The 24,712-nt window shown below is 71.4% G+C and carries 20 protein-coding genes; 11 read left to right on the forward strand and 9 right to left on the reverse strand.

Annotation, left to right across the window (positions count from 1 at the left end):
* Window positions 1–13: 13 nt before the first annotated feature.
* From TsocGM_RS17970 to TsocGM_RS17980, 3 genes are all read right to left on the reverse strand, one after another.
* Entirely contained in the window at window positions 14–937 is a 924-nt protein-coding gene (locus TsocGM_RS17970; protein WP_126726847.1) for a DUF6807 domain-containing protein, read from the reverse strand.
* 177 nt (window positions 938–1,114) lie between these two features.
* The gene (locus TsocGM_RS17975; protein WP_126726848.1) at window positions 1,115–2,056 is read right to left on the reverse strand and encodes a biopolymer transporter ExbD; all 942 of its coding nucleotides are present in this window, start codon (window positions 2,054–2,056) and stop codon (window positions 1,115–1,117) included.
* A gap of 142 nt (window positions 2,057–2,198) precedes the next feature.
* Window positions 2,199–2,777, reverse strand: coding sequence for an RNA polymerase sigma factor (locus tag TsocGM_RS17980; RefSeq protein WP_126726849.1), 579 nt, complete (start codon window positions 2,775–2,777; stop codon window positions 2,199–2,201).
* Between the two features lie 396 nt (window positions 2,778–3,173).
* Here TsocGM_RS17980 and TsocGM_RS17985 point away from each other — a divergent pair, with 396 nt between their 5' ends.
* The 5 genes from TsocGM_RS17985 (at window position 3,174) to TsocGM_RS18005 (ending at window position 7,843) form a co-directional block, all read left to right on the forward strand.
* Window positions 3,174–3,638: a response regulator gene (locus TsocGM_RS17985; protein ID WP_126726850.1), complete on the forward strand. Its 465-nt coding sequence runs from the start codon at window positions 3,174–3,176 to the stop codon at window positions 3,636–3,638.
* Between the two features lie 7 nt (window positions 3,639–3,645).
* The gene (locus TsocGM_RS17990) at window positions 3,646–4,182 is read left to right on the forward strand and encodes a hypothetical protein (protein ID WP_126726851.1); all 537 of its coding nucleotides are present in this window, start codon (window positions 3,646–3,648) and stop codon (window positions 4,180–4,182) included.
* Window positions 4,183–4,274: 92 nt separating this feature from the next.
* Window positions 4,275–5,498 (forward strand): acyltransferase family protein, encoded by a 1,224-nt coding sequence (locus TsocGM_RS17995; protein ID WP_158633616.1) that lies wholly within the window; start codon window positions 4,275–4,277, stop codon window positions 5,496–5,498.
* Window positions 5,499–5,958: 460 nt separating this feature from the next.
* Window positions 5,959–7,359: a protein tyrosine phosphatase gene (locus tag TsocGM_RS18000; RefSeq protein ID WP_158633617.1), complete on the forward strand. Its 1,401-nt coding sequence runs from the start codon at window positions 5,959–5,961 to the stop codon at window positions 7,357–7,359.
* Between the two features lie 265 nt (window positions 7,360–7,624).
* Entirely contained in the window at window positions 7,625–7,843 is a 219-nt protein-coding gene (locus TsocGM_RS18005; protein WP_126726854.1) for a hypothetical protein, read from the forward strand.
* 167 nt (window positions 7,844–8,010) lie between these two features.
* On the opposite strand, the gene mutS is transcribed toward TsocGM_RS18005, so the two are convergent.
* Window positions 8,011–10,641 carry a DNA mismatch repair protein MutS gene (gene mutS, locus TsocGM_RS18010; RefSeq protein ID WP_391732751.1) on the reverse strand — a complete coding sequence of 877 codons (2,631 nt, stop codon included), beginning with the start codon at window positions 10,639–10,641 and terminating at the stop codon, window positions 8,011–8,013.
* Window positions 10,642–10,816: 175 nt separating this feature from the next.
* Window positions 10,817–11,176: an STAS domain-containing protein gene (locus TsocGM_RS18015; RefSeq protein ID WP_126726856.1), complete on the reverse strand. Its 360-nt coding sequence runs from the start codon at window positions 11,174–11,176 to the stop codon at window positions 10,817–10,819.
* 288 nt (window positions 11,177–11,464) lie between these two features.
* On the opposite strand from TsocGM_RS18015, the gene sppA reads away from it, so the two are divergent.
* Window positions 11,465–13,297 carry a signal peptide peptidase SppA gene (sppA, locus tag TsocGM_RS18020; protein WP_126726857.1) on the forward strand — a complete coding sequence of 611 codons (1,833 nt, stop codon included), beginning with the start codon at window positions 11,465–11,467 and terminating at the stop codon, window positions 13,295–13,297.
* A gap of 213 nt (window positions 13,298–13,510) precedes the next feature.
* On the opposite strand, the gene TsocGM_RS18025 is transcribed toward sppA, so the two are convergent.
* A complete protein-coding gene (locus TsocGM_RS18025) occupies window positions 13,511–13,909 on the reverse strand; it encodes a hypothetical protein (protein WP_391732737.1) in 399 nt (132 codons plus the stop codon).
* Between the two features lie 45 nt (window positions 13,910–13,954).
* Window positions 13,955–15,022: a DUF697 domain-containing protein gene (locus TsocGM_RS18030; RefSeq protein ID WP_126726858.1), complete on the reverse strand. Its 1,068-nt coding sequence runs from the start codon at window positions 15,020–15,022 to the stop codon at window positions 13,955–13,957.
* 305 nt (window positions 15,023–15,327) lie between these two features.
* On the opposite strand from TsocGM_RS18030, the gene acs reads away from it, so the two are divergent.
* Both acs and TsocGM_RS18040 read left to right on the forward strand, forming a co-directional pair.
* A complete protein-coding gene (gene acs / locus TsocGM_RS18035) occupies window positions 15,328–17,301 on the forward strand; it encodes an acetate--CoA ligase (protein WP_126726859.1) in 1,974 nt (657 codons plus the stop codon).
* A gap of 364 nt (window positions 17,302–17,665) precedes the next feature.
* Window positions 17,666–18,946 carry an alpha/beta hydrolase family protein gene (locus TsocGM_RS18040; RefSeq protein ID WP_126726860.1) on the forward strand — a complete coding sequence of 427 codons (1,281 nt, stop codon included), beginning with the start codon at window positions 17,666–17,668 and terminating at the stop codon, window positions 18,944–18,946.
* Window positions 18,947–18,978: 32 nt separating this feature from the next.
* On the opposite strand, the gene TsocGM_RS18045 is transcribed toward TsocGM_RS18040, so the two are convergent.
* Window positions 18,979–20,451 carry an efflux RND transporter periplasmic adaptor subunit gene (locus TsocGM_RS18045; RefSeq protein WP_158633618.1) on the reverse strand — a complete coding sequence of 491 codons (1,473 nt, stop codon included), beginning with the start codon at window positions 20,449–20,451 and terminating at the stop codon, window positions 18,979–18,981.
* Window positions 20,452–20,829: 378 nt separating this feature from the next.
* Window positions 20,830–21,681, reverse strand: a complete 852-nt coding sequence (locus TsocGM_RS18050) for a fumarylacetoacetate hydrolase family protein (RefSeq protein ID WP_126726862.1) — start codon at window positions 21,679–21,681, stop codon at window positions 20,830–20,832.
* Between the two features lie 257 nt (window positions 21,682–21,938).
* Between TsocGM_RS18050 and TsocGM_RS18055 the strand changes: the two genes are divergently transcribed.
* The 3 genes from TsocGM_RS18055 to TsocGM_RS18065 all read left to right on the forward strand — a co-directional run bounded on the left by TsocGM_RS18055 (window position 21,939) and on the right by TsocGM_RS18065 (window position 24,616).
* Entirely contained in the window at window positions 21,939–23,207 is a 1,269-nt protein-coding gene (locus TsocGM_RS18055) for a beta-ketoacyl-[acyl-carrier-protein] synthase family protein (protein WP_126726863.1), read from the forward strand.
* Complete coding sequence (locus TsocGM_RS18060; RefSeq protein ID WP_126726864.1) at window positions 23,200–23,457, forward strand: acyl carrier protein; 258 nt, start codon at window positions 23,200–23,202, stop codon at window positions 23,455–23,457. The genes TsocGM_RS18055 and TsocGM_RS18060 overlap by 8 nt, the downstream gene beginning before the upstream one ends.
* A gap of 211 nt (window positions 23,458–23,668) precedes the next feature.
* On the forward strand, window positions 23,669–24,616 hold the full coding sequence (locus TsocGM_RS18065; protein WP_126726865.1) for a lysophospholipid acyltransferase family protein: 948 nt from the start codon (window positions 23,669–23,671) through the stop codon (window positions 24,614–24,616).
* Window positions 24,617–24,712 lie beyond the last annotated feature (96 nt).

Below are 24,712 nucleotides of genomic sequence, written 5' to 3' on the forward strand. Positions count from 1 at the left end.
GACGCGATTCGCGTCAGGAGGTCGATCCGCGTCGGATCGTCGGGAAGGCGCCCCGGGAGGCGGGCTCGAAGACAAAGGGGGGAGTCGAGGCGAAGCGGTCCCAGGAGGCGTCGAGGGCCGATCGGTCGGCGGGCCCGTTGTGGACGAGCAGGCGGTAGCGGAGGTCGAGCGGGTGGTCGACGGCGACGCCGTAGGGCTCGGCCAGGCAGAAGGCGGCCTCCATCCAGCCGTCTCGGCGGACGTGCCAGTGGGTCGGGTGGCCGGGGTTGTCGGGGTGGTCGAGGTAGCCGATCCCCTCGACGACTCCGGGGGCCGAGGGGCCGGAGTAGTCGACCCATCGGCTCCGCTGGGCGAAGAGGGCGTCTTCCCCGGTCATCCCCTCGGCGTTGGTCAGGAGGCCGCCGCCGAACTGCTCGCTGATCGTCTTGGCGACCCGGACGCCGAGGAAGCCGAAATTCGTCTTGCCCAGCTCGATCGGCCGGCCGTCGGGGGAGGTGAAGCGGGATTGCAGGTCGAGGGCGAAGTCGCCGTTGGCTCCCATCGGCTCGACGGCAGCGATGAGCAACTGCTGCAGCCGAACCGAGCCCTCGGCGTACCAGTCCAGCTCGGCGGCCAGCGCGGACCAGTCGTTGCCGTCCTCGTACCAGAGCACGCGGCGGTGCCGGACCTGCACGTCTCGGCCGGGCTCCTCCCCCCAGAAGTTGATGCCGTCGACGAACTGGTGCCCGAACCAGACCGACTTGTGGTGCTCGTGCCCGACCGGGTTCGGGTGGCCCATCCGGGTGAGCATCCGGCCCGAGGGGCCGAGCATCGGGTAGAAGAACGGCCGAGCAGTGCCCGGGGCGAAGTTGTAGCCCACCACCTCCCGGCCTTCGATCTGCAAGGAGGCCCGGTCGACGCCGGGGAGGGCCTGGCACCGGGGGAACTGGAAGTCCATGCGGTCAGCTCCAGCGTGGGAGGAAGGGATCGGATCGGATCGGATCGGATTGGCTTGGGCCGGATCGCTCTGAGAACCGCGCGGACGCCGACGATGGCCCGAACGAAGCCATCCCCGATGTCGCCGTCTCCCCGCCTTCTCTTCTCCCGGGGCCACCGCGAGAGGGCGGCCCCCGCTCTACGGAGCGGCCGGCCCTGCTCCCCCGGCCGAGGAGAGGTCCCCTCCGTCCCGGATCGCGAAGAAGGGCCGGTCCCGGTCGAGGAGCAGGACGGTGCCGGCCATCGCCCCCTTTCCTTCGGAGAAGAGGAGCCCCTCGTACTCCTGCCTGGCCCGGGGGAACTGGACCGAGAACCGGACGATCGGGTCCGGGCCGGCGACGACCTCGCCGCGGACCTCGTAGGCCGATCCCGTCTGGTCCGATCGGAACGAGCCGGAGACGGTCCTCCCCTCGACCGCCAGGGTCAGCGTTCCCGAGAGCGAACCGTCGGCGAACAGCCGGAACCTCCCGGCGTAGTCTCCCGGCAGGATCACCCGCCCGGGGGAAGGAGAGCCGGGCTCGGCGTCGGGGAACTCGGGGGCCTGGTCGAGGGTGTAGAGCGTCGCGCCTCCGATCGCCTCCAGCAGGGGCTCCCCCTCTCCCGAGGCGACGAACCGCAGGTCCCCCCCCTGCCCTTCGGGAACGACCTGGCCGGAGTCCAGGTCGAACCGGAAGCCGTCGAAGAGGAAGACGTCCCGGCCGGCGGCGATCCGGTCGGGAGCGGCGCCGCCGGCGGCCTCGAAGGTGGCGAAGCGTTCGAGGATCAGGATCGGCGCCGGCTTGGGCCGGTCTTCGGGATCGGCCCCTTCGGGCACCGGAGCCGGCCGGAATCCGGGGGAGATCAGCACCCGGGCCGGGTTGCCCTGATCGGTCCGGACGACCAGCACGGCCGACCGGATTCGGCCGAGCACGTTCGGCAAGCCCGCCAGCTCGGCGACGGTGAGCTGCGGGTGCGCCGTCGCGATCGGCCCGCCGGGGATCTCCTCGAGCACTCGGCCTTCGAGGCGGTCGAAGTCGTCGGCGAGGGCGATCGGAGCGATCGCCGCCAGCAGGGCGAGGGCCGCCGGGATCGGTCGGGGCATGCGTCGTCTCCGGCATCCGGGTCCGCCGCTCATCGTCGCTCCCGGATCGGCCGGCCGCAAGGCCCCGGCGGGGGGGGACGGCGCTCAGGCCCCCTGAGTCGAGCCGGCCCCCTCGCCGGGAGATCGCCGGAGCGGCTCCCGATCAGCGAGCGCGTTCCTCGGCCGCCTCCCGGAGCGAGCGTCGGGCCTTGGCGAGGATGGGGCCGACCGAGTTCTCGGGGATGTCCAGCTCCTTGCCGATCTGCCGGTAGTTGAGGAACGACAGGTGGTAGAGGCGGACGACCCGGGCCTCCCGCTCGGGGAGCAGGCGGAGCATGGCCTCGACCTCCTCGGCCGAGGCGATCGGCTCGACCAGGTCCTCCTCCTCGGTGACCAGGGCGGCGCGGTGGGCGGTGGCGTGGCCGAGGGAGGCCTCTCGCCGGCGCTTGACCAGCTCCTTGACGCAGATGCGGCGGGCGACGACGGTCAGGTAGGTGGGCAGCGAGCTCTGGGCCTTGAAGCGGCGGAGCACGCCATAATCGTCATCGACGATGCGCAGGAGGATCTCGGCGCAGATGTCCTCGACGTCGGCCGGGGAGAGCGAGACGCTCCGGGCGTAGGCGACGTGGTGGATGACGTGATAGATCAGGCCCATGTAGCGGTCGACGAACTCGATCCACGAGCCGGGCTCGTGCCTCAGGCAGCGGTCGAGCAATTGGCGGTCGAAATCGCGGAGGGGCACGTCCAGACCTCCCAGGAGTCGATCGATCGAGGATCGTCCGCGGTGCGGGGGGATCCGGGGATGCGTCCCCGAGAGCGGCGATCGGCCTCCCCCCGGGGGAGGAGGTCCGTATCATGGAATTCTTACGCCACCGGCGGGCGGGGGGCGAGGGGCACCCCGGACATTTGCCAGACGACCCCGAATCAAGTCTTACACCACGAACGGCTTGGGGCAAGTCGGCCGGGGCGGTCGGCGCGGAGGGCGGCCCCTCGGAAACCCCATTCCTCCGACTCCTCGGAACTGATAGACTCGACGCGACAGGGACGCCCCCGGCCCCCTTTCGGATCGTTCGAGGGCCGGCCCCTTGGCTCGGGCCGGCCCCTTGCCCTCATCGCGGTCCCCGGGCGAAGGCCTCGCATGGAAACCACGACGGATCGGCCGGTGATCCTGATCGCCGACGACCACGCGCAGAACGTCGAGCTGCTTGAGGCGTATCTCTCCGACCTGGACTGCGACATCCTCACCGCCTTCGATGGCGAGGAGACGCTCCGGGTCGTCCGAGAGCGCAAGCCGGACCTGGTGCTGCTCGACGTGATGATGCCCCGCGTCTCCGGCTTCGAGGTCTGCCGGACGATCCGATCCGACCCCGACCCGACGACCAGCAGCACACTGATCCTGATCGTCACCGCCCTGAACGAGGCCGCCGACTTCGAGCGCGGCGTCCAGGCCGGCACCGACGACTTCCTGACCAAGCCGGTCAACAAGGTCGAGCTGCTCTGCCGGGTCAAGAGCCTGCTTCGCGTCCGGCACCTGAAGGACCAGCTCGACCGGACGCTGGCCTACCTCTCCGAGGTCGAGGCCACCAGCCGCGGCCGGGGGTGATCGGGCGATGTCAGACTCCCAGGACCACCGCGGCCAGCGCAAGCTGCTCCAGCAGGCGATCGCCCGGATCGGCCTCGACGCGATGCCTGGCCGCCAGTTGGAGTCGACCTTCAAGCACGAGGGGAACCGCCACCTCTTCTCCGAGCTGAAGCACGCCGAGGAGGACTTCATCCTCCACGCCGCGCTGCGCACCGACCGCTTCGGCAACGTCACCGCCGGCGGCCGGGACGCCATCCCCGAGGGCTCGATGCAGCGGGCCGAGGCGAGCATGAGGGCCGCCGTCGCCGCCATCCTGATGGACGACGACGAGGCCCGCCGCGTCGTCGACGCCTTCGTCGGGCTGGTGCGCCAGTCCTTCCGGATCGCCGACACCGACCACCGCTCCCAGGCAACCGCCGACCGATCGTCGGCCCTCGAGGTCGGCTCCGACCGCCCCCCTCCCCTCGGCGCCTTCCGGGACCGCCTCGCGTCCCTGTTCCGGAAGCTCCGGGGCGAGGACAACGATGGCGACGAGGACGAGGACGAGGACACCTACGAATTCTGATCCGCCGGCAAGGGGAATCGTCGGGTAGGATGGGGGGACGATCGACCGATCGCCGACCAGCCAGCCAACGGGATCGAGCAACCGACCGACTGATGGATCTGCCCCCGCTCGTCCGAAACCCGCGCTACGCGCTGCTCGACGTCTTCCGGGGCGTGGCCTGCCTGATGGTGGTCGTCCACCACGCCGGGTTCGCGCTGCTGGCGGGGGAATCGCCGAAGGGGGGCGGAGGGCCGCTGGCGACCGCGGGATGGGCGTACAACGCCGTGCTGAGGAGGCTGGACCTGGGCGTGCCGCTGTTCTTCGTCATCAGCGGCTACTGCATCGCGGCGAGCGTCGACGCGACGAGGAGGCGGGGGTCGTCGTCGGCCCGGTTCGTGGCGCGCCGGCTCTGGCGGATCTACCCGCCGTACTGGGCCGCCCTGGGGTGGTTCCTGCTGGTGACGATCGGGTTGCAGCGGCTGGGCCTGGAGCGGCTGCTCTGCTGCCACTCGCCGTACGGCCTGGAGCTGATCCTGCCTCAGAAGCTGAACGCCTGGCAGTGGTTCGGCAACGTGACGCTGACCGAATCGTGGCGGCACCTCATCGGCGGCGGGCCGAGGGAGATCTTCACTCGGGTCGCCTGGTCGCTCTGTTATGAGGAGCAGTTCTACTTCCTCTGCTTTTTGATGCTGGTGCTCTGCTCGCGACGGCTGTACGAGGCGATGGGAGGGCTGACGCTGGCGATCGTGCTGGTGCGGGTCGCGGCGGCGGACGTGGGGATGATCCACCGGCTCGACGGCACGTTCGTCGACCTCTGGCACCAGTTCGCCGTCGGGCTGGCGGTCTACTGGCGGCTGAACGTGCCGTCGGGGGAGAGGGCGAGGAGGGCCGTGGAGCTGATGCTCGTCGGCCTGGCGGCGGTCGGCTTCACCGCCCGGATCCCGAACCAGCCGGTGGCGCACTCGACGGGGGTGACGGCCCTGTTCGGCCTGGCGCTGATCGTCCTGCGCGACCGGGACGACCGCATCGTCGGCTGGCGCTGGATCGCCCCGCTGAAGGCGATCGGCCGGAGAAGCTACAGCGTCTACCTGTACCACCTGCCGGTCACGACGGTCGGCACCTTCGGGCTGTATGAGCTGGGGATCACCGGGTTCTGGCCGAGGGCGCTGATCACGGTGCCGGTCGTTTCGCTCGCGGCGGTGGGGATCAGCTGCGGGTTCTTCTGGATGGTGGAGCGGCACTTCCTGAACCCTCCGATCGTCGGCCCCTCGACGGCGGAAGGGGAGAGACGCCCCCCCCTGGCGGGAGAGTCGGCGCCGTCGGCCTCGGGGGCGTGACCCCGATCGGATTGGCCTTTGCCCAATCGACCTCCAGCCGTAGAACAAAGGGAAGAGGAGGCCGGTCGACCGGGCCCCTGGCAAGGCAACACCCTCGACGTTGTCCGGGCCCCTCCCCCCCCCCTCCCGACCCAACAGGACATCGGCGCAACTGCTCCCCTCGTCACGATGCGAAGGCCGGAGCCCAAAATCGCCGGAATCCGGGATCGAACGATGGCCGCGGCCGGCCGCCGTTCCGATCGGTTCGGACAGGGGAACCGCCGACGGGGACTGCCCGGAGGCCCGGATGTGGTGTCGCTCCCGGCAACTGTCGCCTCCGGACCCGGACCCGGACCCGGACCCGGACCCGGACCCGGAGGAGGCTCGATCCCGACGCTCCTCGACGCCCGCAACCGCGTCAGTCCCCTCGGAATCTCGGACGAACCGGCCCGCCGCGCCCGGCGATCACGGAGGATCACCCATGCGTCCCGGAACCGCATCGCCGGCCCGCCCCCGGGCGGGGCTCTCCCGATGGCTCGCCCACGGCTGGCCCTGGGCGGTCCTCTTGCTGGCGATGGGGGTGGGGGCCTGGCACCTGGTCGACTTCCCAAACGACGTCGACCAGGAGTTTCCCGAGGTCGTCCGCCCGACCTTCAGCGCCTTTCCGCCGGCCACCTATCGCCTGGCTGAGCCGGGAGATACGCTCGACCGCGTGGCGATGTACCTCGCCTCGGCCTGCGTGGCGGTCGCCGGCGTCGGGGCGATCCGGAGGGGACCGGCCGGCTCGCTCTGGATCTCGGGCCTCGGCCTGGCCCTCGCCGCCTTCTGGTTCACCGCGAACCCCTGGCCCACCTTCGACGGCTGGCACGGCCTGGGCTGGCGGGTGATCGGCGACGCCGAGGCGCCGGCGGCGCTGAGGGCCGCCGTCGGCTTGGCGGCCGTGATCGTCGGGGCGATGATCGCGGTCCCGATCGCGACGGGACGCCGGGCGCTGCCGCTGGTGATCGCCCGGGTCAGGAGGGACGGGAGGGGGACGCTGCTGGGGACGGCCGCCGTGCTGATCGCCGTCCGGCTGGCGGGCTGGCCGGAGGTGGGGCCTCCCGGATACGGGACGCGATGGGCGCTGATCGGGGGCCTCTGGCTGTTCCTGTCGGCCATGCTCCGGGCCCTGCCGCCCTGGCCTCCCCGGAGGCTGGCGAGGCTTGCGATCGGAGCGGCGGCGGCCGGCCTGCTGGTCGGCCTGGTCCAGGTGGGCCTGGGGGTGATCTGGTACCACCGGCCGCTGGAGCGGCTTCGGGAGATCGAGCCGGGGAGGATCTACATCAGCGCCATGCCTCACGGCAGAGGCCTGGAACTGGCGCACCGCCGTCATGGGTTCAAGACGATCATCAACCTGTTCCAGGAAGACCTGCCCGGCCTGCGCAGCCCTCACCTCGACGCCGAGATCGCCTTCGCCAAACGGCACGGCATCCATTACATCCGGAGCCCCGACTCCGCCGAGCAGGCCGACGACTTCCTCGACGAGACGCTCCGCCTGGCGACCGACCCCGACGCCTGGCCGGTGCTCGTCCACTGCCACGGCTGCATGGACCGCACGCCGGCCTGGTGGGGCATCTACCAGTTCGTCGTCCAGGGGAAGCCGCTGGCCGAGGCGATCCGGTCGATCGAGCAGCACCGGGGCTCGCGGCCCAAGGGGTCGGTGACGCTGCTCTACAACCGAGTCCTCCCCGAGCTCGCCCCGGAGCGATACCGGGACGACCCCACGGCCGCCGCCCTGCGAGCGAACGCCCAGGGAACCGTCGACCCGTTCCTGATCCGGCTGGCGGAGGAGCGTCGGCTCGCCCGGGAATCGTCCGGAACCGACGACCGGAATCGGGAGTAATCCGGGACGGGGGCGGGGCGGCCCCGGAAGCGATCGCCCGGCCAGGCCCCTCGAGGCCGAGCCATCGGATGCCGGAACCCCGCTGGCTCAAACCGGCGGTGGAGCCGCCGCGGCCCCTCCCAACTCCAGGAGAGGCCGAGAGCGGGCCCGATCGATCGGGACCACCGCCTCGCGGGCCCAGCGGCGGGGGATTCAAGGTTGTCATCCGGCCTCGAGTGCGGATACGATCGAAACGTTCCTCCCCCCTTCATCAAGGATGCCTCTGGTGAGCGTCGTCATCTCTCCCGAGGAACAGATCCGACGCGTGGCTCGGGCCTTGCTCGCGCTCTCGGCGGAGGAACGGCGAACTGGCTCCTGGCGAGGGGAGCCCGACCTGATCGGGCTGATCGGCATGATCGACCGCCATCTCCAGGGCGACCTGCCCCCGATCGAGGTGCCCGCCGACCGTGCTCCGCCTCGCCGCGACTCGGCCTCGGGACGCTGATCCGAGCCGAATTGGCGAGGACGCCGGACGAGGGGAATCGCCGGGAGGCCGGGGGCGAGTTGAGCCGCTCCCGGTCTCGGGGGCGGGCCTGTTGACTCCGGGTCGCCCCGCCCCCGGGACCCGGATCGGGTGATCGGCGATCGGTACCTTCCGTCTCCGTCCGGCCGTCAGGAGGGTCCGGCCAGCTCCTTGAGCCGTCGGAGGAGGGTGATCGCCTCCTCCGGGGAGAGCCGGGAGGGGTCGACGGCGCGCAGCTCGTCGAGCATCGGGTCGGGCAAGGCGGCGAAGAGGCTGCCCTGGATGGCCCGTCCGGTCTGGACCTTCCTCGGGTCGGGGCCGGAGGGCGAGGGGGCCGGCGGGGAGGAGACGTCGCCGGCGCCGTCGAGCTGCTCGGTGCCGTGGTGACGCTCGAGGTAGGCGAGGATCGCCCGGGCCCGCTCCAGCACCGGGGCCGGCACCCCGGCCAGGCGGGCGACGTGGATGCCGTAGCTCTGGTCGGCGCCGCCGGGGACGATCCGGTGCAAGAAGACGACCTCGCCGTCGCGCTCCCGGACGGCGACGTTCCGGTTCCGGAGCCGGGGGCGGGAGTGCTCCAGGTCGACCAGCTCGTGGTAGTGGGTGGCGAAGAGGGTGCGGCAGCCGACCACATCGTGCAGGTGCTCGGCGATGGCCCAGGCGAGCGAGACGCCGTCGAAGGTGCTGGTGCCCCGGCCGATCTCGTCGAGGATGACGAGCGATCGAGCGGTGGCGTTGTTCAGGATGTTGGCCGTCTCGGTCATCTCGACCATGAAGGTGCTCTGGCCCCGGCTCAGCTCATCCGAGGCGCCGACTCGGGCGAAGATGCGGTCGACGACGCCGATCCGGGCCGACTTGGCGGGGACGAAGCCCCCCATCTGGGCGAGGATCGCGATGAGGGCGACCTGCCGGATGTAGGTGCTCTTGCCCGCCATGTTCGGGCCGGTGAGGATGACGATCAGGCCGTCGTCGGGACCGAGGGCCACGTCGTTGGGCACGAAGGCGCCGTGGGGCATCAGGGCGTCGAGGACCGGGTGGCGGCCGTCCTCGATGTCGAGGACTGGGTCGGACACCATCTCGGGCCGGCAGTACCCGTGCCGGGCGGCCAGCTCGGCGAGGCCGCAGAGGACGTCGATCTGCGAGAGCACGGCCCCGGCCTGGACGAGCCGGGGGGCCTCGGCGGCGACTCGGTCGCGGAGGGTGACGAACAGCTCGTATTCGAGGTCCCGGGCCCGCTCCTCGGCGCGGAGGACCTTGTCCTCGTACTCCTTCAGCTCGGGGGTGATGTAGCGCTCGCCGTTCTTGATCGTCTGCTTGCGGACGTAGTCGTCGGGCAACCGCTTGCCGGCGGCCTGGGCGTGGGTGATCTCGATGTAGTAGCCGAAGACCTTGTTGAAGCCGACCTTCAGCCCGCCGATGCCGGTGCGCTGGACCTGCTCGGCCTGGTATCGGGCGATCCAGGACTTGCCTCCCCGGGCGATCTCGCGAAGCTCGTCGAGCGTCGGGTGGTAGCCCTCCCGGATCAGGCCGCCCTCCTTCAGGGCGAGGGGAGGGTCGTCGACGAGGGCCTGCTCGATCCCGGCCCGGATCTCCGGGCAGAGTTCCAGGGCCTGCTCCAGCTCGTTGAGCAAGGGGGAGCCGCGCTCGGCCAGCCTGGCCTTGATCCGGGGGAGCAGGCCGAGGGTTTTCGCCAGGCAGGAGAGGTCCCGGGGAGAGGCCCGCAGGGTGGCGGCTCGGGCGGCGAGGCGTTCGAGGTCGTGGGCGCGGTCGAGGGCGGCGCGAAGGTCGGCCCGCAGCGCGGGGTCGGCCAGCAGCTCGGCGACAGCGGCGTGGCGCCGGGTGATCGCCTCCAGGTCGGTCAGCGGAGCGGTGAGCCACTCGCAGAGCAGTCGGGCCCCCATCGGCGTGCAGGTGCGGTCGACGACGGCGAGCAGGGAGCCCTCGCGCTTCCCCTCGCGGAGGGTGCGGGTCAGTTCCAGGCTGCGCCTGGTCGTCTCGTCGAGCAGCAGGGTGCGGCCCCGGCGGTGGGGAACCAGGCGGGTGAGGTGCCCGAGGGCCGACTTTTGGGTGTCTCTCAGGTACGACAGCAACGCGCCGGCGGCGGCGACCTCGACGGCGTCGTCGTCCAGGCCGAAGCCGGAGAGGGTGGTGACGCCGAAGTGATCGAAGAGCTTGCCTCGGGCCTCCTCGGGCTGGAAGTCCCAGGAGGGGCGGCAGGTGACGGGAAGGGTTGGGGCCTGCTGGCGGATGAGGCGGACCCAGGGGGCGTCCAGCGCCGTCTCGGAGACGAGGACCTCGGCCGGGTCGAGCCGGGCCAGCTCGTCGAGCAGCTCCCGGCGCTGGACCTCGCAGAGGCAGAAGCGGCCGGTCGAAAGCTCGACCCAGGCCAGGCCGAGCTTCCCCTTCCGCTCGACGACGGCGGCCAGGTAGTTGGCCGCCCGGGGGTCGAGCAGGGCGTCGTCGGTCAGCGTGCCGGGGGTGACGACGCGGACGACCTCGCGGCGGACCAGGCCCTTGGCGAACCGGGCGTCCTCGACCTGCTCGCAGACCGCGGCGCGGAGGCCGGCGGCGACGATCCGAGCGAGGTACGACTCCAGGGCCGGGTGGGGGAAGCCGGCCATCGGGATGGCGTCGGGGCCCTTGTCCCGGCTGGTCAGGGCGATGCCGAGCAGGGCGGAGGCGCGCTCGGCGTCCTCGCCAAACATCTCGTAGAAGTCCCCCATGCGAAAGAGCAGCAGGGCGTCGGGGTCGCGGGCCTTGAGCTCGCGATACTGCTGCATCATGGGGGTCGATGCGGGGTCGCTCACAGCGGCCTCCGTGTCGAGGTGCGCGGTCCTTGGCCCCCGCGCGGGCCGGCCCCCTCGGAGCGGCGGACGCCCGGTCCTGGTGCATTCCCCCCGGGCAGGCCGGAAGGGGCCTGCGCGCGGGGAACCCGAGGGCGGGGCGGAGGGGGCTCACTCAGAACGAGTCGAGGGCCGACTGCTCGTCCTTGTAGATCGGGAAGACCTGGTCCAGCCGGGTGATCTTGAAGACCTCCAGCAGGTCCGGGTGGATGCAGCAGAGCTTCATCACCCCCTTGACGGCGCCGACCTTCTTCTTGAGCTGGATCAGCTTGCCCAGCGCGGCGCTGGAGAGGTACATCACGTTGCCGAAGTTGAGCAGGAGCCGCGAGTGCCCCTGCTCGTCGACGAGGCTGTACAGCTGATCGCCGACCTCCTGGATGACCTCATCCTGGACGATCTTGCTGTCGGTGAAGCTGACGACGACCACGTCGTCGATCGTCTCCAGTTGGAGTCGCTGGCGGGGACCTTGCGACATGGGGGCGAGCTCCTCGAAGCCAGTTCCGGGGCGTGGGGTTCGGGATCGCGGATCTGCCGCGCGGGGGCTTCCCCCGGAGCGTCACGATCGGCCGAACGGACGGCGCTGGGGGAGCCACTCACGCCCCCCGACCTCCGTCCCCGGCTGCCGGGCCCTAATCTACCCGATCGCCGATTCTGATTACCATAGCACGGTACCGGATCCAAAGCCCGAGCCCCGGCCCGATTCGGGAAGCCGTCGCCGGCCCCGGCCGAGGGCCGCCCTCAACGCCCCGGAGCACCCTCCCCGATGAATCGAGCGATCGCCGCCTGGATGCTGCTGCTGGCCCCGGCCTGGGCCTCCCCCCCCTCCCCGCTCCAGGAGCTGGAGGCGAATCGAGCACAGGCCAAGCCCGCCGCCGAGGAGACAAAGAAAGAAACCCCGAAACCGCCGAAGATCGTCGACCTGACGCTCAAGGGAACGCTGGACGAGGCCCCCTCCCCGCTGGGCCTGGACGGATCGCCGATCGAAGCGAACCTGCCCACCGTGCTGGATCGGATCGCGACGGCCGCCCAGGACGACGAGGTCAAGGGCCTGGTCCTCCGCTTCCGGGACCTGGCCGTCGGCCCCGGCAAGGCGAACGAGCTGCGATCGGCGATCGCCGCGTTCCGGACCTCCGGCAAGCCGGTGGTCGCCCTGCTGGAGATGGCGGCCAACGCCGATTACTGGGTCGCCTCGGCCGCCGACCGCGTGGTGATGCCCGAGAGCGGCTCGCTGATGCTCTCCGGCCTGGCGGCCGAGGTGACGTTCTTCAAGGGGCTCTTCGACAAGCTCGGCGTCCAGCCCGATTACCTGCAAGTCGGCCAGTACAAGGGAGCCGCCGAGCCCTACACCCGCACCGAGATGAGCGCCGAGTTCCGCGAGGAGCTGACCGCCGTGCTCACCGACGAGCTCGACCTGCTCGTGAACGCCATCGCCGAGGGACGCGGCCTCGATCCGGCCGTCGCCCGGGCCCTGGTCGACGATGGCCCCTATACGGCGAACCGGGCCGTCGCGGTGGGCCTGGTCGACGAGCTGGCCTATCCCGACCAGGTCTCCCACGAGCTGGCCGAGCAGCTCGGGGTGGAGACGGTCGCCCTCGACAAGAAGTACGGCGAGCCCGAGCCGGAGGATTATTCCGGCTTCGCCGGCTTGATGAAGCTGTTGCAGGAGCTCTCCGGCGAGGGGAAGACGGCTCGGGAGTCCAAGGCCCCGAAGGTCGCCGTCATCTACGCCACCGGCGTGATCCAGCCGGGCAAGTCGTCGCCGGGATCGATCCTGGGAGAGGCGGTGCTGGGCTCCGACACGATCGTCGAGCAGATCCAGCGGGCCGAGCGGGACGACACGGTCAAGGCGATCGTCCTCCGGGTCGACTCCCCCGGCGGCAGCGCCCTGGCCAGCGACCTGATCTGGCGGGCGGTCGTCGAGGCGAAGAAGCCGGTCGTCGCCAGCATGTCCGACACGGCCGCCTCGGGGGGCTATTACATCAGCATGGGATGCGACGCCATCTATGCCGAGCCGGGCACCCTGACCGGGTCGATCGGCGTCGTCGGCGGCAAGTTCGCGCTGGGAGGGCTGCTGGAGAAGGTCGGCGTGACGACCGACACGGTCACGGTCGGCGAGAACGGGGCGCTGTTCTCCCCCTTCTCCCCGTTCAACGACGAGCAGGAGCGGTCCGTCCGGGCCCTGATGGAGGACACCTACCGCCAGTTCGTCTCCAAGGCGGCCGACGGCCGGGAGATGACGGATGAGGCCCTGGAGACGCTAGCCGCCGGCCGGGTTTACTCGGGCCGGAAGGCGGAGGAGCTGGGCCTGGTCGACGCGCTGGGCACGCTTGACGACGCCATCGCCCGGGCGAAGGAGCTGGCCGGGATCGCCCCGGAAACCCAGGTCGAGCGGCTCGTGCTGCCCGAGCCGAAGTCGATCTTCGAGGCGCTCTCCGAGGCGTTCGAGGGGACCGGCCTCCGCGCTCCGGGCGTCGGCATCGAGGCCGCGCTGCCCGAGCCGGTGCGGTCGATCGCCGCTCGGGCCGAGGCGTTCCGTCGGCTCGTCGAGCGCGAGCCGGCCGTCCTGATCCTGCCGTTCGAGCTTCGGATCCGCTGATCCCCAAGCGCTGCTTGGCCGGAACGACCGACCTTCGGGGAGGGGTGGCCGGAATCGCCCCGATCTCCGCCCCCCCGAGGGTCCCTCGTCCTCCCCGATCGCGGTTCGGTCAGCCCGGGGCCCTTCCCTCCCGGAGGAGGGGACGAGCGGCTCGGGGTCGGTCCCCTGGCCCCAAGGCCAAGGCCAAGGCCCAGACCGGGGCCCGGCATCGGATCAGGACCCGCCGGGGCAGGCGAGGGCGTCCTTGAGGCGATCGGCGGTTGTTGGGTCGCCGAGCTGGGACTTGCCGAAGCCGGGCAGGGCGCCGAGCGCGACGGCCTGCCGCTGGGCGTCCTGATGGTCGCTCACGAGCATGACCGGGACCCCGGCCAGCGCGGCGTCCTGTCGGATCGACCGGATCAGATCGATCCCGGAGCCCCCCGAGTCGAAGACCCGGTTGACGAGCACGAGGTCGTAGCGGGAGGGGTCGGCCCGAAGCGCGCTGAGGGCCTCCTCGGACGAGGGGACAGGCTCGACCCTCGCCCCGATGGCCTGCCGGAGGAACCGGGAGATCGAGGAGTGGTCGAAGCCGCACTGGCCGACGCTCAGGACGTGTCGGGTCGTCATGCTCACGAGGAGATCATCCCGAAGCTGCCTGGAGTTGCTGGAGAAGGGGCCTCAGGCGGACGCCTCGGGCCCGGCCTGGCCGGTGGATCGCTGGAAGCGTCGAAACAAGGAGTCGCCGGCACCCCGGGCCGATTCGGAGACGCTGGCGACCCGGGCGATGACCGAGCCCTTCAGGTTGTCGTACGAGGTGACGACCCGGTCCTTGACGCCGTCGACGGTCTGGGCGCCCTTCTCCCGGACGGCCGCCCAAATGGCGCTGGAGATCCGGCCCGTGCCCTCGGCGACGATGCGGCCGAGCATCTTCGCGGCCTCGGCCGAGGCGGCTCGGCGGATCGCCGGGCGGGGCTGGAGGACCAGGGCGCCGCAGTATCGCTTGGCGATCAGGCCGACGCGGAGCGTCAGGTAGGCGCTGGCCGTGCCGGAGAGGACCGAGTGGACGAGCACGTTGGCGGCCGTCTGGAAGCCGGGGATGACGCCGGCCATCGAGCCGATGGCCGAGCCGAGGATCGGTTGGAGCTGCTCGTTGAGGTCGATCTCGTCGATCGCCCCGGCGGCGAAGGCGGTGGCGGCGACATTGGCGTAGAGCCGGGCCATGTCTCGGGCCGTCGGCCGCTGGCTGTAGAGGTGGGCGATCTGCCAGACCATGCGGGACTGCGCCGCCAGGACGATCATCGCGTCGAACTGGCCGTTCTGGGAGACGGCCGTCGAGAGGAAGACGACCGAGGCGGTGCTGCGGACGATCTCGTCGGCCCGGGCGTCGAGCTGGGCGATGGCCCGCTCCAGGCCCTCGCGCCCGGCCAGTTCGGCCGGGGGGACGGTGACGATCGGGTTGCTTGCCACCCGGGCCCGGAGTTCCTCCAGGTGGGGGGCGAAGGCGGGGTCGTCCTCGTTCGGGGGGGGGTCGAGCGATCGGGGGAGGCGGACGTACATGACGACCGGCACACCGACCATCGCCGCGAAGGAGCCGATCAGGACGACGAGCGTGACCTTCCCGAGCGCCGGGTGGACCTCCCCGGCGAGGGAGACGACGCCGGCCGTTTGGTTGACGACCACGACACCGAAGCTCAACAGCACGAACCCGCCGACGAGGGCGGCCGCGGTCTTGATCGAGCGATTCATTCAGGTCGACCTGGGGCCAGGTTCCTCAGAGAAGGGCCGGGGGAGGGATCAGCCCGATCGGGTGAGGCCGGGGAGTATCTTCCAACGCAACGCGAAGCTTTGCAAGACCATTCGGCGGCGCCGGGCCTGGGCCGGCGGGCGGTTGACGGGCCTGGATCCCCCTTCATAAGATCGCAACTCCGCCCGACCGCCGGCCGACCCGATCCCCCCCCGCCGCGGTCAGGCGCTCTCCACTCGACCTGAACACCCGGGCATCGCCGCTCCCCTGGGAGCGGACACGGTCCCGGCCCGCGGAGGCGACGATCATGGCATCAGCGAGCGGCAGCGGTGAGGGCTCGATCCACAGCGTCCTGGTCGAGAACCGCGTGTTCCCGCCCCCCAAGGACTTCGCTCGCCACGCCCATATCTCGAGTCTCGAGCAGTACGAACAGCTCTGGAATCGCGCCGAGCAGGACCCCGAAGCCTTCTGGGATGAGCGGGCCCGGGAGCTGATCGACTGGATCGAGCTTTATTCGACGGTGCTCGAATGGACCCCGCCGCACGCCAAGTGGTTCCTCGGCGGGAGGCTGAACGTGGCGGCCAACTGCCTCGACCGCCACGCCGACGGCCCGAGGGCCGACAAGCCGGCGCTGATCTGGGTCGGGGAGCCCGGCGACGAGCGGACGATCTCCTACAAGGAGCTCCGGGACGAGGTTTCCCGGTTCGCCAACGTGCTCAAGGGCCTCGGCGTGACGAAGGGGGACGTGGTCGCCCTGTACATGCCGATGGTGCCGGAGCTGGCGATCGCCTGCCTGGCCTGCGCCCGGATCGGGGCGCCGCACACGGTCGTCTTCGGCGGGTTCAGCTCCGAGGCGCTGGCCGGTCGGATCCAGGACTGCTCGGCCAAGGTGCTCGTCACCGCCGACGGCGGCTACCGGCGCGGCAAGGTGGTCCCCCTGAAGGCCAACGCCGACGGCGCCGTCGACCACTGCCCGACGATCGAGTCGGTCGTCGTCTTGAAGCGGACGGCCGAGGACGTTCCGATGGTCGACGGCCGCGACCGCTGGTGGCACGAACTGGCCGAGGGGGCCTCGACCGACTGCCCCCCCGAGCCGATGGACAGCGAGGACCCGCTGTTCATCCTCTACACCTCCGGCTCGACCGGCAAGCCGAAGGGGATCCTGCACACCACCGCCGGCTACCTGCTCGGGGCCACCTACACGACCAAGCTCGTCTTCGACCTGAAGGAAGACGACGTCTACTTCTGCACGGCCGACATCGGCTGGATTACCGGGCACACCTATCTTGTCTACGGCCCGCTCTCCAACGGCGCCACGGCGGTCATGTACGAAGGCGCGCCGAACTTCCCGGACGAGGCCCGGTTCTGGAAGATCATCGAGGACCACAAGGTCACCATCCTTTACACCGCCCCGACCGCCATCCGAGCCTTCATGAAGTGGGGCAAGCAGTTCCCGCAGCGGCACGACCTGTCGAGCCTCCGGCTGCTGGGGACCGTCGGCGAGCCGATCAACCCCGAGGCGTGGATCTGGTACCACGAGACGATCGGCGGCGGGCGGTGCCCGATCGTCGACACCTGGTGGCAGACCGAGACTGGCGCCATCATGATCTCCCCCCTGCCCGGCGCCACCCCCACCCGTCCCGGATCGGCCACCCGGCCGCTGCCGGGGATCGTGCCCGAGGTGCTCGACCAGTCGGGCAACCCTGTGCCCGACGGCCACGGCGGCCTGTTGACGATCGCCAAGCCCTGGCCGTCGATGCTCCGCACCCTCTGGGGAGACGACGACCGCTACAAGCAGACCTACTGGTCCATGTTCCCCGGCCGGTACTTCACCGGAGACGGCGCCCGCAAGGACGCCGACGGCAACTTCTGGATCATGGGCCGGGTCGACGACGTGCTCAACGTCTCCGGCCACCGGCTCTCGACCATGGAGATCGAGTCGGCGCTGGTCAGCCATCCCGCCGTGGCCGAGGCCGCCGTCGTCGGCAAGCCGGATGACCTGAAGGGCCAGGCCGTGGCCGCCTTCGTCACCCTCGAATCGGGCCAGCAGCCCTCGGAGGAGCTGAAGAAGGCGCTGGCGGCTCACGTCGTCAAGGAGATCGGCGCCCTGGCCCGGCCCGACGTGATCCGATTCACCGAGGCCCTGCCCAAGACCCGATCCGGCAAGATCATGCGCCGCCTGCTCCGCGACGTGGCCGCCGGCGTCGACTCCACCGGAGACACGACCACGCTGGAGGATTTCAGCGTCCTGGCCCAGCTCCGGCAGGGAGACGAAAGCTGACCCGATCCACCCTCACCGCCGAGGGGCCCCGATCGCCGGCACTCCGGCCGGGCTCCCCTCGTGCTCGCCGACCCGGGCCGGGGTCGGCTCGATGACCCCGGCCCGGGCCGTCGCCCGAGGCTCCCCCGGGGGGGCGACACCGACGCCTCCCCCTCCCGTCTCCGAGGTCATCGCGACCGCCGGCCTCGACCCGGGGCGGAGGCCGGCTCTCCCGACGACGCGCTCGGCTCGACCATCGGGGACGCCCGGCGGGCGGGGTTCGCGGGGCCCCGGGTGGTGGTCGAAACGTCGCCCTCCGGAGCGGGCCCCCGGGGGCCGAGGAAGCCCTCCCCCGCCTTCTCGCCTTCCCGCCGGAGGTGTTCCCGTGGTTCCTCGATGCGCAACCGCCTGGCCCCTGCTCCTGATCGCAGCGCCGACGCTGGCCGGGCAGCCCGATGCCCCGGCCTCGGCCGACGCGGTGGAGCAGCTCCGGGAGGCGATCGGCGCCGGCCCCGGATCGCTCGACCACCTTGTCGACGCCCCCTTCGCCCGGGTGCCGCTGACCAGGGCGGATGCGGAGAAGGCCCGATCCCTGGTGTGGGAGGCGCACGCCGACCGGATCCGCCGCGATCGGGCCGAGGAGATCCAGCGCCGGGTGATCGAGGACGGGGAGCTGGCGATGCCGTTCTCCTTCACCAGGTTCGGCGAGAAGCCCGATCGCGGTTGGAGCCTCTTCATCTCGATGCACGGCGGCGGCCACGCGCCGGCCCGGGTGAACGACCGGCAGTGGGAGAACCAGAAGACGCTCTACGAGGTGGAGGAAGGGATCTACCTCGCCCCCCGGGCGCCGACGAACACGTGGAACCTCTGGCACGAGCCTCACATCGACCGGATGTTCGGCCGGCTCATCGAGAACCTGATCGTCCTGGAGGGGGTCGACCCCGACCGGGTCTACCTGCTCGGTTACTCGGCCGGCGGCGACGGCGTGTACCAGCTTGCCCCGAGGATGGCCGACCGCTGGGCGGCGGCCGCGATGATGGCCGGGCATCCGAACGGCGTCTCGGTGCGGTCGCTGCGGAACGTGCCGTTCGCGCTGCAGGTCGGCGGCGACGACTCGGCCTACAACCGCAACACCGTCGCCCGAGCCTACGGCGATCGGCTCGATGCCCTCCAGGCCGCCGACCCTGGCGGATACGAGCACTTCGTCAAGATTTACGAGGGCAAGGGCCACTGGATGGACCGGGAGGACCGGGTCGCGCTGCCGTGGATGGCCCAGTTCTCCCGGAACCCGGTGCCTCAGACGGTTATCTGGGAGCAGACCGGCACCCCTCATGAGCGTTCCTACTGGCTCGCGGTCCCTCCGGAAGACGCGACGCTCGGCTCGATCGTTGTCGCGACCCGGGACGGCCAGGAGATCCACCTCACCGAGGCGGAGGGGGTGTCGACGCTGTTGATCCGGCTCGACGATCGCATGGCCGACCTGGACCGGCCGATCTCGGTTTCGATCGGGGGCGAGCCGCTGTTCGAGGGGATCGCCCCGAGAACGATCGCGACGCTGCTCAGGACCCTCGCCGGCCGGGGAGATCCCGGGCTCCTGTTCGACGCGGAGGTGGCGGTCACGATTCCCGACTCGGGGACGAACCCGGCCCGCCGTCGGGGAGGCTGATTCTCCCGGAGCGCCGGGAGCGCTCGAGGGGATCAGGCGGCTTCCGAAGCGTCGGATCGGCCCGGCCGAGACGGTTCCGGGACCGGCACCGAGGAGGGGTCGTGGGGCCCGAGCAGGACCTCCTCGCCCTCGGAGAGGCCGTTGACCACCTGGAGGCGGTCGATGGAGCCGGGCAGCGCCTCGACCGGACGCCGCTCGACCCCGGAGGGGCCGAGGACGAGGCAGTACGTCTCGCCTCGGTCGACCGCCAGGGCCTCGGAGGGGATGGTCATGGCGTCGGGCACGGCGGGGACCAGGATCGCCGCCTCGGCGCTGAGGCCGGGCAGCAGGCGCTCCCGGGCCTCGAGTTCGAGCAGGACGTTGTAGCGCATCACGCCGGTGAAGGTGGTCAGGCGGTTCGTGCTCTCGGCGAAGGGAGACACCTGCACGACCCGGCCGCGCAGAACCAGCTCCGGCCGGGAATCGAGCCGGACCCGGGCCTCCATCCCCTCGGAGATCCGCCAGACCTGGGTCTGGTTCACCTGGGCTTCCATCATCGGCCGGTCCAGGTCCGGCAGCAGGAACAGGTCCATGCCTCGGTAGACCTCCAGCCCCAGTCGGATCGGATCGCCGTCCCGGGTGGAGCAGTAAATGAGCTGGCCGTCGTGGGGGGCCCGGATCCGGCAGTGTTCCAACTGGCGTTCGGCCGTGGCCAGCCGCTCCTCCTCCAGCTCGCGACGGCGGACGGCAAAAAGGTGGGTGGCCTGGGCCTGTTCGAGCCGCGATTGGAGCTGCCGGGTCATCTTCGGCTCGGTGTAGCGTGAGTAGTCCCGGAGCGACCGCTCGGCCTGCCCGAGCGCCAGATCGGCCTGAAGCAGGGCGATCAGCTCGTCTCGGATGGTCGCGATCGAGACGTAGCCCAGCGGCAGGACGCGGTTGGTCCAGTCGAGATGGTCTCGAAGCTGCTGGAGCTGCGACTTGGCCAGCGCGACCTGCCCGTTGAGCTGCATGATCGTTTGCGGCCGGAGGCCTTCGAGGTATTCGGCCAGGGCGATCTCGGCGGCCTCCAGCTCAAGCTTCGCCTTGGCCTCCTCGGCCTTCGCCTCCTCGACCCGGATTTCCAGCAGCCGGGCGATCTCCTCGAAGCTGGACGGGTCGATCTCGGCCAGGATCTGGCCGGCGGTCACATCGGTCCCTTCGGGGACGAGGCTGATGAGCGTCAGCCCCGTCGCGGCCTGCGACCGGGAGGAGCGGCGGCCGGAGGAGGAGGACGACCCCAGGTTCAGGCCTGCTCCGTTGATGCGTTCGATCTCGCACTCGATCAGAGTGTATCGGCCGCTCTTGACCTGGCCGGGGACCGTGAGGGTGAACCGGGCATCCGGGTCGACGCGCTGGACCTTCGCCACCGGCGGCCCGGTCGGGCCGGGGCCTCGGGACCAGGGCAGGGATCCCGAGCTGGCGACCCCGCTGATCGCCACGACCGGCACCGCCAGCAAGATCGCTCGGATCCGGGTCTCGAATCGCATCGGAAGGCTCCGGCTCGCCACGTTCCGAGGGATCGGCCTTTCCCGGCCAGCCGCCGGGGAATCGCCGCGTGCCGCTCCGGCTTCGAGCGGCCCTCGCGACCTCCTCCCGGAGGGTCCGTGATCGGTTGGCGCCCCCCCGATCGTCCCGAGGCCCCGCGCCCGGCCTGCGGCCACCCGATCCCCCGACCGGGGGATCGGGCCGGGACAGAGGAGGCTCGGCGTTCTGTTGAACACCGCTTCCCCAGGGATATGGGCGCCGGACGACCGCGATCCGGCCCAATTCTCCGAGACAAGCGGCGCAGGAACCGCCGGTCGTCCGGAAGGCGACATCCGGCCGATCCGGCCGAGGGCCCCCCTCTTCCCCCTTCGCTCCGCCCGTCAGCGGGGGGCGACGACGTTCTCCAGCACGCCGAGCCCCGCGATGGCGATGCGGACCACGTCGCCAGGCTGCAAGGTGAACTCGTCCGGGGGGACGATGCCGGTGCCGGTCATCAGGATGACGCCGTCGGGGAACACCTGGTCTCGCCCGAGCCAGGAGATCAGCTCGTCGAGGCGGCGGGCCAGGCGGGAGGAGGAGGTTTCCCCCTGGAAGGCGGGGGAGCCGTCCCGGAGGATTTCGAGGGCGATGGTCAGGTTGGCCGGGTCGGGGACGGCGGAGAGCAGGGTGACCGCCGGGCCCAGGGCGCATGACGCGTCGTAGACCTTCGCCTGGGGGAGATACAGGGGGTTGCGTCCCTCGATGTCTCGGGCGGAGACGTCGTTGCCGATGGTCAGGCCGACGAGGCGGAGGGTGTCGTCGATCACCAGGGCCAGCTCGGGCTCGGGGACGGACCAGGACGTGTCGGATCGGACCCGGATCACGTCGCCGGGGCCGACGACCCGGCTCGCGGTGGCCTTGAAGAACAGCTCGGGGCGGTCGGCGGAGTAGACGAGGTCGTAGAAGGAGCCGCCGGTCTCCGACTCCGCCTGCCGGGCTTGCTTGCTGCGGATGTAGGTCACGCCGGCGGCCCAGACTTCCTGGTCGTCGATGGGGGGCAAAAGCATGGCGGCGTGCAGGGGGAGGGGATCGGCGGCGGGGTCGAGGCGGCGATGGACCTCGGCGGCGGGATCGGCGGCGTGGAGGAAGGTGGACAGGCGGCGGGAGCCGCGCAGGGGGCGGACGGAATCGCCGTCGAGCAGGCCGATCGAGGGCTGGGAGCCGGGGCCGTCGAGAAATTTGACAAGTTGCATGGCCGAAACGACCTCGAAGTGTTAGAACCCGCGTCGGTCGATCGGCCGGGCCCGAGCCCGCACCGTCGTCGACGCGCCGAGGGCTCCCGCCGGGACGGATCCGGGCGGGGGAGCAGATCGAGCCCTCCGGGCGGGCGGAGCGATCGATCCCCTTCGCGACGAGGCTCCCTGGCTGGGCCGATCGATCCCTCGGGATCGGATCGGATCGAAGCGGGCTGGGGGGCTCGGGACGGACGGAACCGACCGGGAGGGAGCGGATGGCGTCGGATCGGATCGTCGTGGTCGGCCACGCGGCGGTGACGTGCCTGGGGACCGACCTCGATCGGACCTGGCAGCGGCTCGTCGCCGGAGAGTCGGGGTTGGCCCGGCACCCGGAGCGGCTCGACCCGGGCCAGTACCTGCAGGACATCGCGGGCCTGGTCGAGGGGGTCGGCCCCGGCACCGATCGGGAGGACCCGACGATCGCCCGGCTGGGCTCCCGGTTCGTGCACTTCGGGCTCCTCGCCGCCCGCCAGGCCTGGGCCGAGGCGGGACTGGACCGGGTCCGGGACGAGCTGCCGAGCGACCGCGTGGCGGTGGTGGTGGGCTCGGGGCTCGGAGGGATGGACCTCTACCACGCCGAATCGAGGCGGGCCGCCGGCCGGAAGACGCTGGCGACCGGGCCCTATCTTGTCCCGGGGCTGATCGCCAATCAAGCCGCCGGGCAGGTCGCCCAGCAGCTCGGCCTGCACGGGCCGAGCCTCTCCCCGGCCAACGCCTGCGCCACCGGGGGGCACGCGATCGCCCACGCGGCGCTGCTGCTGAGGGCCGGAGAGGCGGATCTGGCCGTCTGCGGCGCGAGCGAGAGCGCCTTCACGCCGGAGATCGTCAACGGTTTCGTCACGATGAAGGCCCTGATGGGCCGCAAGCCCGGCGACCGAGCCGAAACCGACCCCGGGCAGGCCAGCCGCCCCTTCAGCGCCGACCGCGCCGGGTTCCTCATGGCCGAGGGGGCCGGGATCCTGATCCTGGCGACCGAGACGGCGGCCCGTCGCCTCGGCCTGCGGCCGATCGCCGGCCTGCTGGGCTGGGCGACGAACTCCGACGGCTTCCACGTCGCGCAGCCGAACCCGGATCGAGTCCGGCGCTGCCTGGAGCTGGCGATCGCTCACGCGGGGCTCCACCCCGAGCAGATCGACTATTACAACGCCCACGGGACGAGCACGACGGTCAACGACCGCGTGGAGACGGAGGCCGTGAAGGCCGTCTTTGGGGAGAAGGCGAAGGACCTGCCGGTCAGCTCGATCAAGGGGGCCGTCGGCCACGCCCTGGGGGCGGCGCCGGCGATCGAGGCGGCGGTCTGCGTGAGGGCCCTGCGCGAGCAGGTCATCCCGCCGACGATCAACCATCGCCCCGACCCCGCGCTGGACCTCGACTTCGTGCCGGGCCAGGCCCGATCGGCGCGGCTGGACCGCGTCCTCTCGGCGTCCTTCGGCTTCGGCGGGACGAACAACGCCCTGGTCTTCGGGAGGTGGACTGATGCCTGATCCCCAGCTCTTCGACGCGGTGTGCGGCCTGATCCGGTCGGTGGTCAAGCTCGACGCCGAGGTTCCCATGACGCCCGATTCCACACTGGTCGACGACCTGGGGGTCGACTCGCTGGATCTGGTCAGCGTCTTCCTCGAGGTCCAGGACGCCTTCGGCGTGGTGATTGACGAGGAGGACCTGACCGGGATCGTCTCGGTCGGGGACCTGGTGGCCTACGTCGCCGAGCGTCGGGCGTCGCAGGCGGCCTGAGCGGGTGATGGGGATCGAGGCGGTCGGATGCCGGGGCCAGGCGGCCGACGGCGGCAGGAGGCAATCGTGGCCGGGAGGGCTCCCGCTCGGAACCCGATCCCGGCCGGCGGGCCTCCCCCCCCGGGCGTTCGGCATCACGCATCCGCCAGTGTTCATTCACGATCGGCCATCCGTCTTCCTTCCGATCCGTCGCGGCCGGGGGCGATCGAGCATGGGGCGTCGCGGGCTCAATACGAGAAAGGGGATCCTCCGGGCGACCTTGCCGGTGCTGCGCCGGCTGCCGCCGAGGGCGGCGCTGCGGGCCGTGGGGGAGTTCGGCCGGTGGGAGTACCGGCTGGTCCCCTCGACCCGGAATCGCATCCTCGAGGCGATCCGACAGCACGCCGAGGCCCTCGGAGAGCCGTGGGACCCCTCGGCCGTCGGCCCGGAGCTGGCGGCGAACCTGATCCGGTCCCGGGCGAGGGATCTCCTGCTCGACGGCCGGACCGACGCCGAGCTGGAGGGGGTCTTCCGGATCGAGGGGCGAGAGCACCTCGACGGCGCGACCGCCGGAGGCCGGGGGGCCCTGCTGCTGGCCAACCACTTCGGCGCCCACCTGGTGGGGGCCTACTGGATCATCCGCCACGGCTACCCCTGGCGGATGTTCGGCGAGCGGCCGAGGCACATCTCCCGGCTGATGGCCGAGCAGTTTGCCCTCGACGGGCCGCTCGGCCAGGCCCGCCTGTTCGTCTCCCGAAAGGCCAACCCGGCCGAGGCCGCCGGGGCGATCCTCCGGGCCGCCCGGGTCCTGCGTGCCGGGATCGTTCTGTCGATCGCCTCCGACGTCCGCTGGCCGACCCCGCCCAACGCGACGGCGGAGTTCCTCGGCCGCTCCTATGCCTTCTCCTCGACCTGGGTGACGCTGGCGGCGCACGCCGGGGTGCCGGTGGTGCCGATGTACTGCTCGATCGAGCCGATGGGGACCTACCGCGTCGACTTCGAGCCGGCGTTCACCCTCCCGACGGCCGCGGCCCGAGACGATCGGCTGGCGGCGCACTGGGTGCAGCACGGCCTGAGGCTGGTCGAGAACCGGGTCCGGCGCGACCCGGCCAACAGCATCGACTACTTCTTCTGGGAGGAGGACGAGGCGGGGCCGAGGAATCGAGCGATGGCGGGGTGATCGGCCGAGAATCGATCGCGGGGCCCCGGCGTCGCGACGGGGAGCAGGGGCCGTGCCGGCTCCCGCTCGATCGGCCCCGCCGAGGGGGTCGACACA

It is taken from the genome of Tautonia sociabilis (assembly GCF_003977685.1).
In the GTDB taxonomy this organism is placed as follows: Bacteria; Planctomycetota; Planctomycetia; order Isosphaerales; family Isosphaeraceae; genus Tautonia; species Tautonia sociabilis.

What these genes read in the sequence shown, in the direction of transcription:
- TsocGM_RS17970 (WP_126726847.1), bottom strand. Translation starts at nt 937, where the DNA reads ATGGACTTCCAGTTCCCCCGGTGCCAGGCCCTCCCCGGCGTCGACCGG.
- TsocGM_RS17975 (WP_126726848.1), bottom strand. Translation starts at nt 2,056, where the DNA reads ATGCCCCGACCGATCCCGGCGGCCCTCGCCCTGCTGGCGGCGATCGCT.
- TsocGM_RS17985 (WP_126726850.1), top strand. Translation starts at nt 3,174, where the DNA reads ATGGAAACCACGACGGATCGGCCGGTGATCCTGATCGCCGACGACCAC.
- TsocGM_RS17990 (WP_126726851.1), top strand. Translation starts at nt 3,646, where the DNA reads ATGTCAGACTCCCAGGACCACCGCGGCCAGCGCAAGCTGCTCCAGCAG.
- TsocGM_RS17995 (WP_158633616.1), top strand. Translation starts at nt 4,275, where the DNA reads ATGGATCTGCCCCCGCTCGTCCGAAACCCGCGCTACGCGCTGCTCGAC.
- TsocGM_RS18000 (WP_158633617.1), top strand. Translation starts at nt 5,959, where the DNA reads ATGCGTCCCGGAACCGCATCGCCGGCCCGCCCCCGGGCGGGGCTCTCC.
- mutS (WP_391732751.1), bottom strand. Translation starts at nt 10,641, where the DNA reads ATGATGCAGCAGTATCGCGAGCTCAAGGCCCGCGACCCCGACGCCCTG.
- TsocGM_RS18015 (WP_126726856.1), bottom strand. Translation starts at nt 11,176, where the DNA reads ATGTCGCAAGGTCCCCGCCAGCGACTCCAACTGGAGACGATCGACGAC.
- sppA (WP_126726857.1), top strand. Translation starts at nt 11,465, where the DNA reads ATGAATCGAGCGATCGCCGCCTGGATGCTGCTGCTGGCCCCGGCCTGG.
- TsocGM_RS18030 (WP_126726858.1), bottom strand. Translation starts at nt 15,022, where the DNA reads ATGAATCGCTCGATCAAGACCGCGGCCGCCCTCGTCGGCGGGTTCGTG.
- acs (WP_126726859.1), top strand. Translation starts at nt 15,328, where the DNA reads ATGGCATCAGCGAGCGGCAGCGGTGAGGGCTCGATCCACAGCGTCCTG.
- TsocGM_RS18045 (WP_158633618.1), bottom strand. Translation starts at nt 20,451, where the DNA reads ATGCGATTCGAGACCCGGATCCGAGCGATCTTGCTGGCGGTGCCGGTC.
- TsocGM_RS18050 (WP_126726862.1), bottom strand. Translation starts at nt 21,681, where the DNA reads ATGCAACTTGTCAAATTTCTCGACGGCCCCGGCTCCCAGCCCTCGATC.
- TsocGM_RS18055 (WP_126726863.1), top strand. Translation starts at nt 21,939, where the DNA reads ATGGCGTCGGATCGGATCGTCGTGGTCGGCCACGCGGCGGTGACGTGC.
- TsocGM_RS18060 (WP_126726864.1), top strand. Translation starts at nt 23,200, where the DNA reads ATGCCTGATCCCCAGCTCTTCGACGCGGTGTGCGGCCTGATCCGGTCG.
- TsocGM_RS18065 (WP_126726865.1), top strand. Translation starts at nt 23,669, where the DNA reads ATGGGGCGTCGCGGGCTCAATACGAGAAAGGGGATCCTCCGGGCGACC.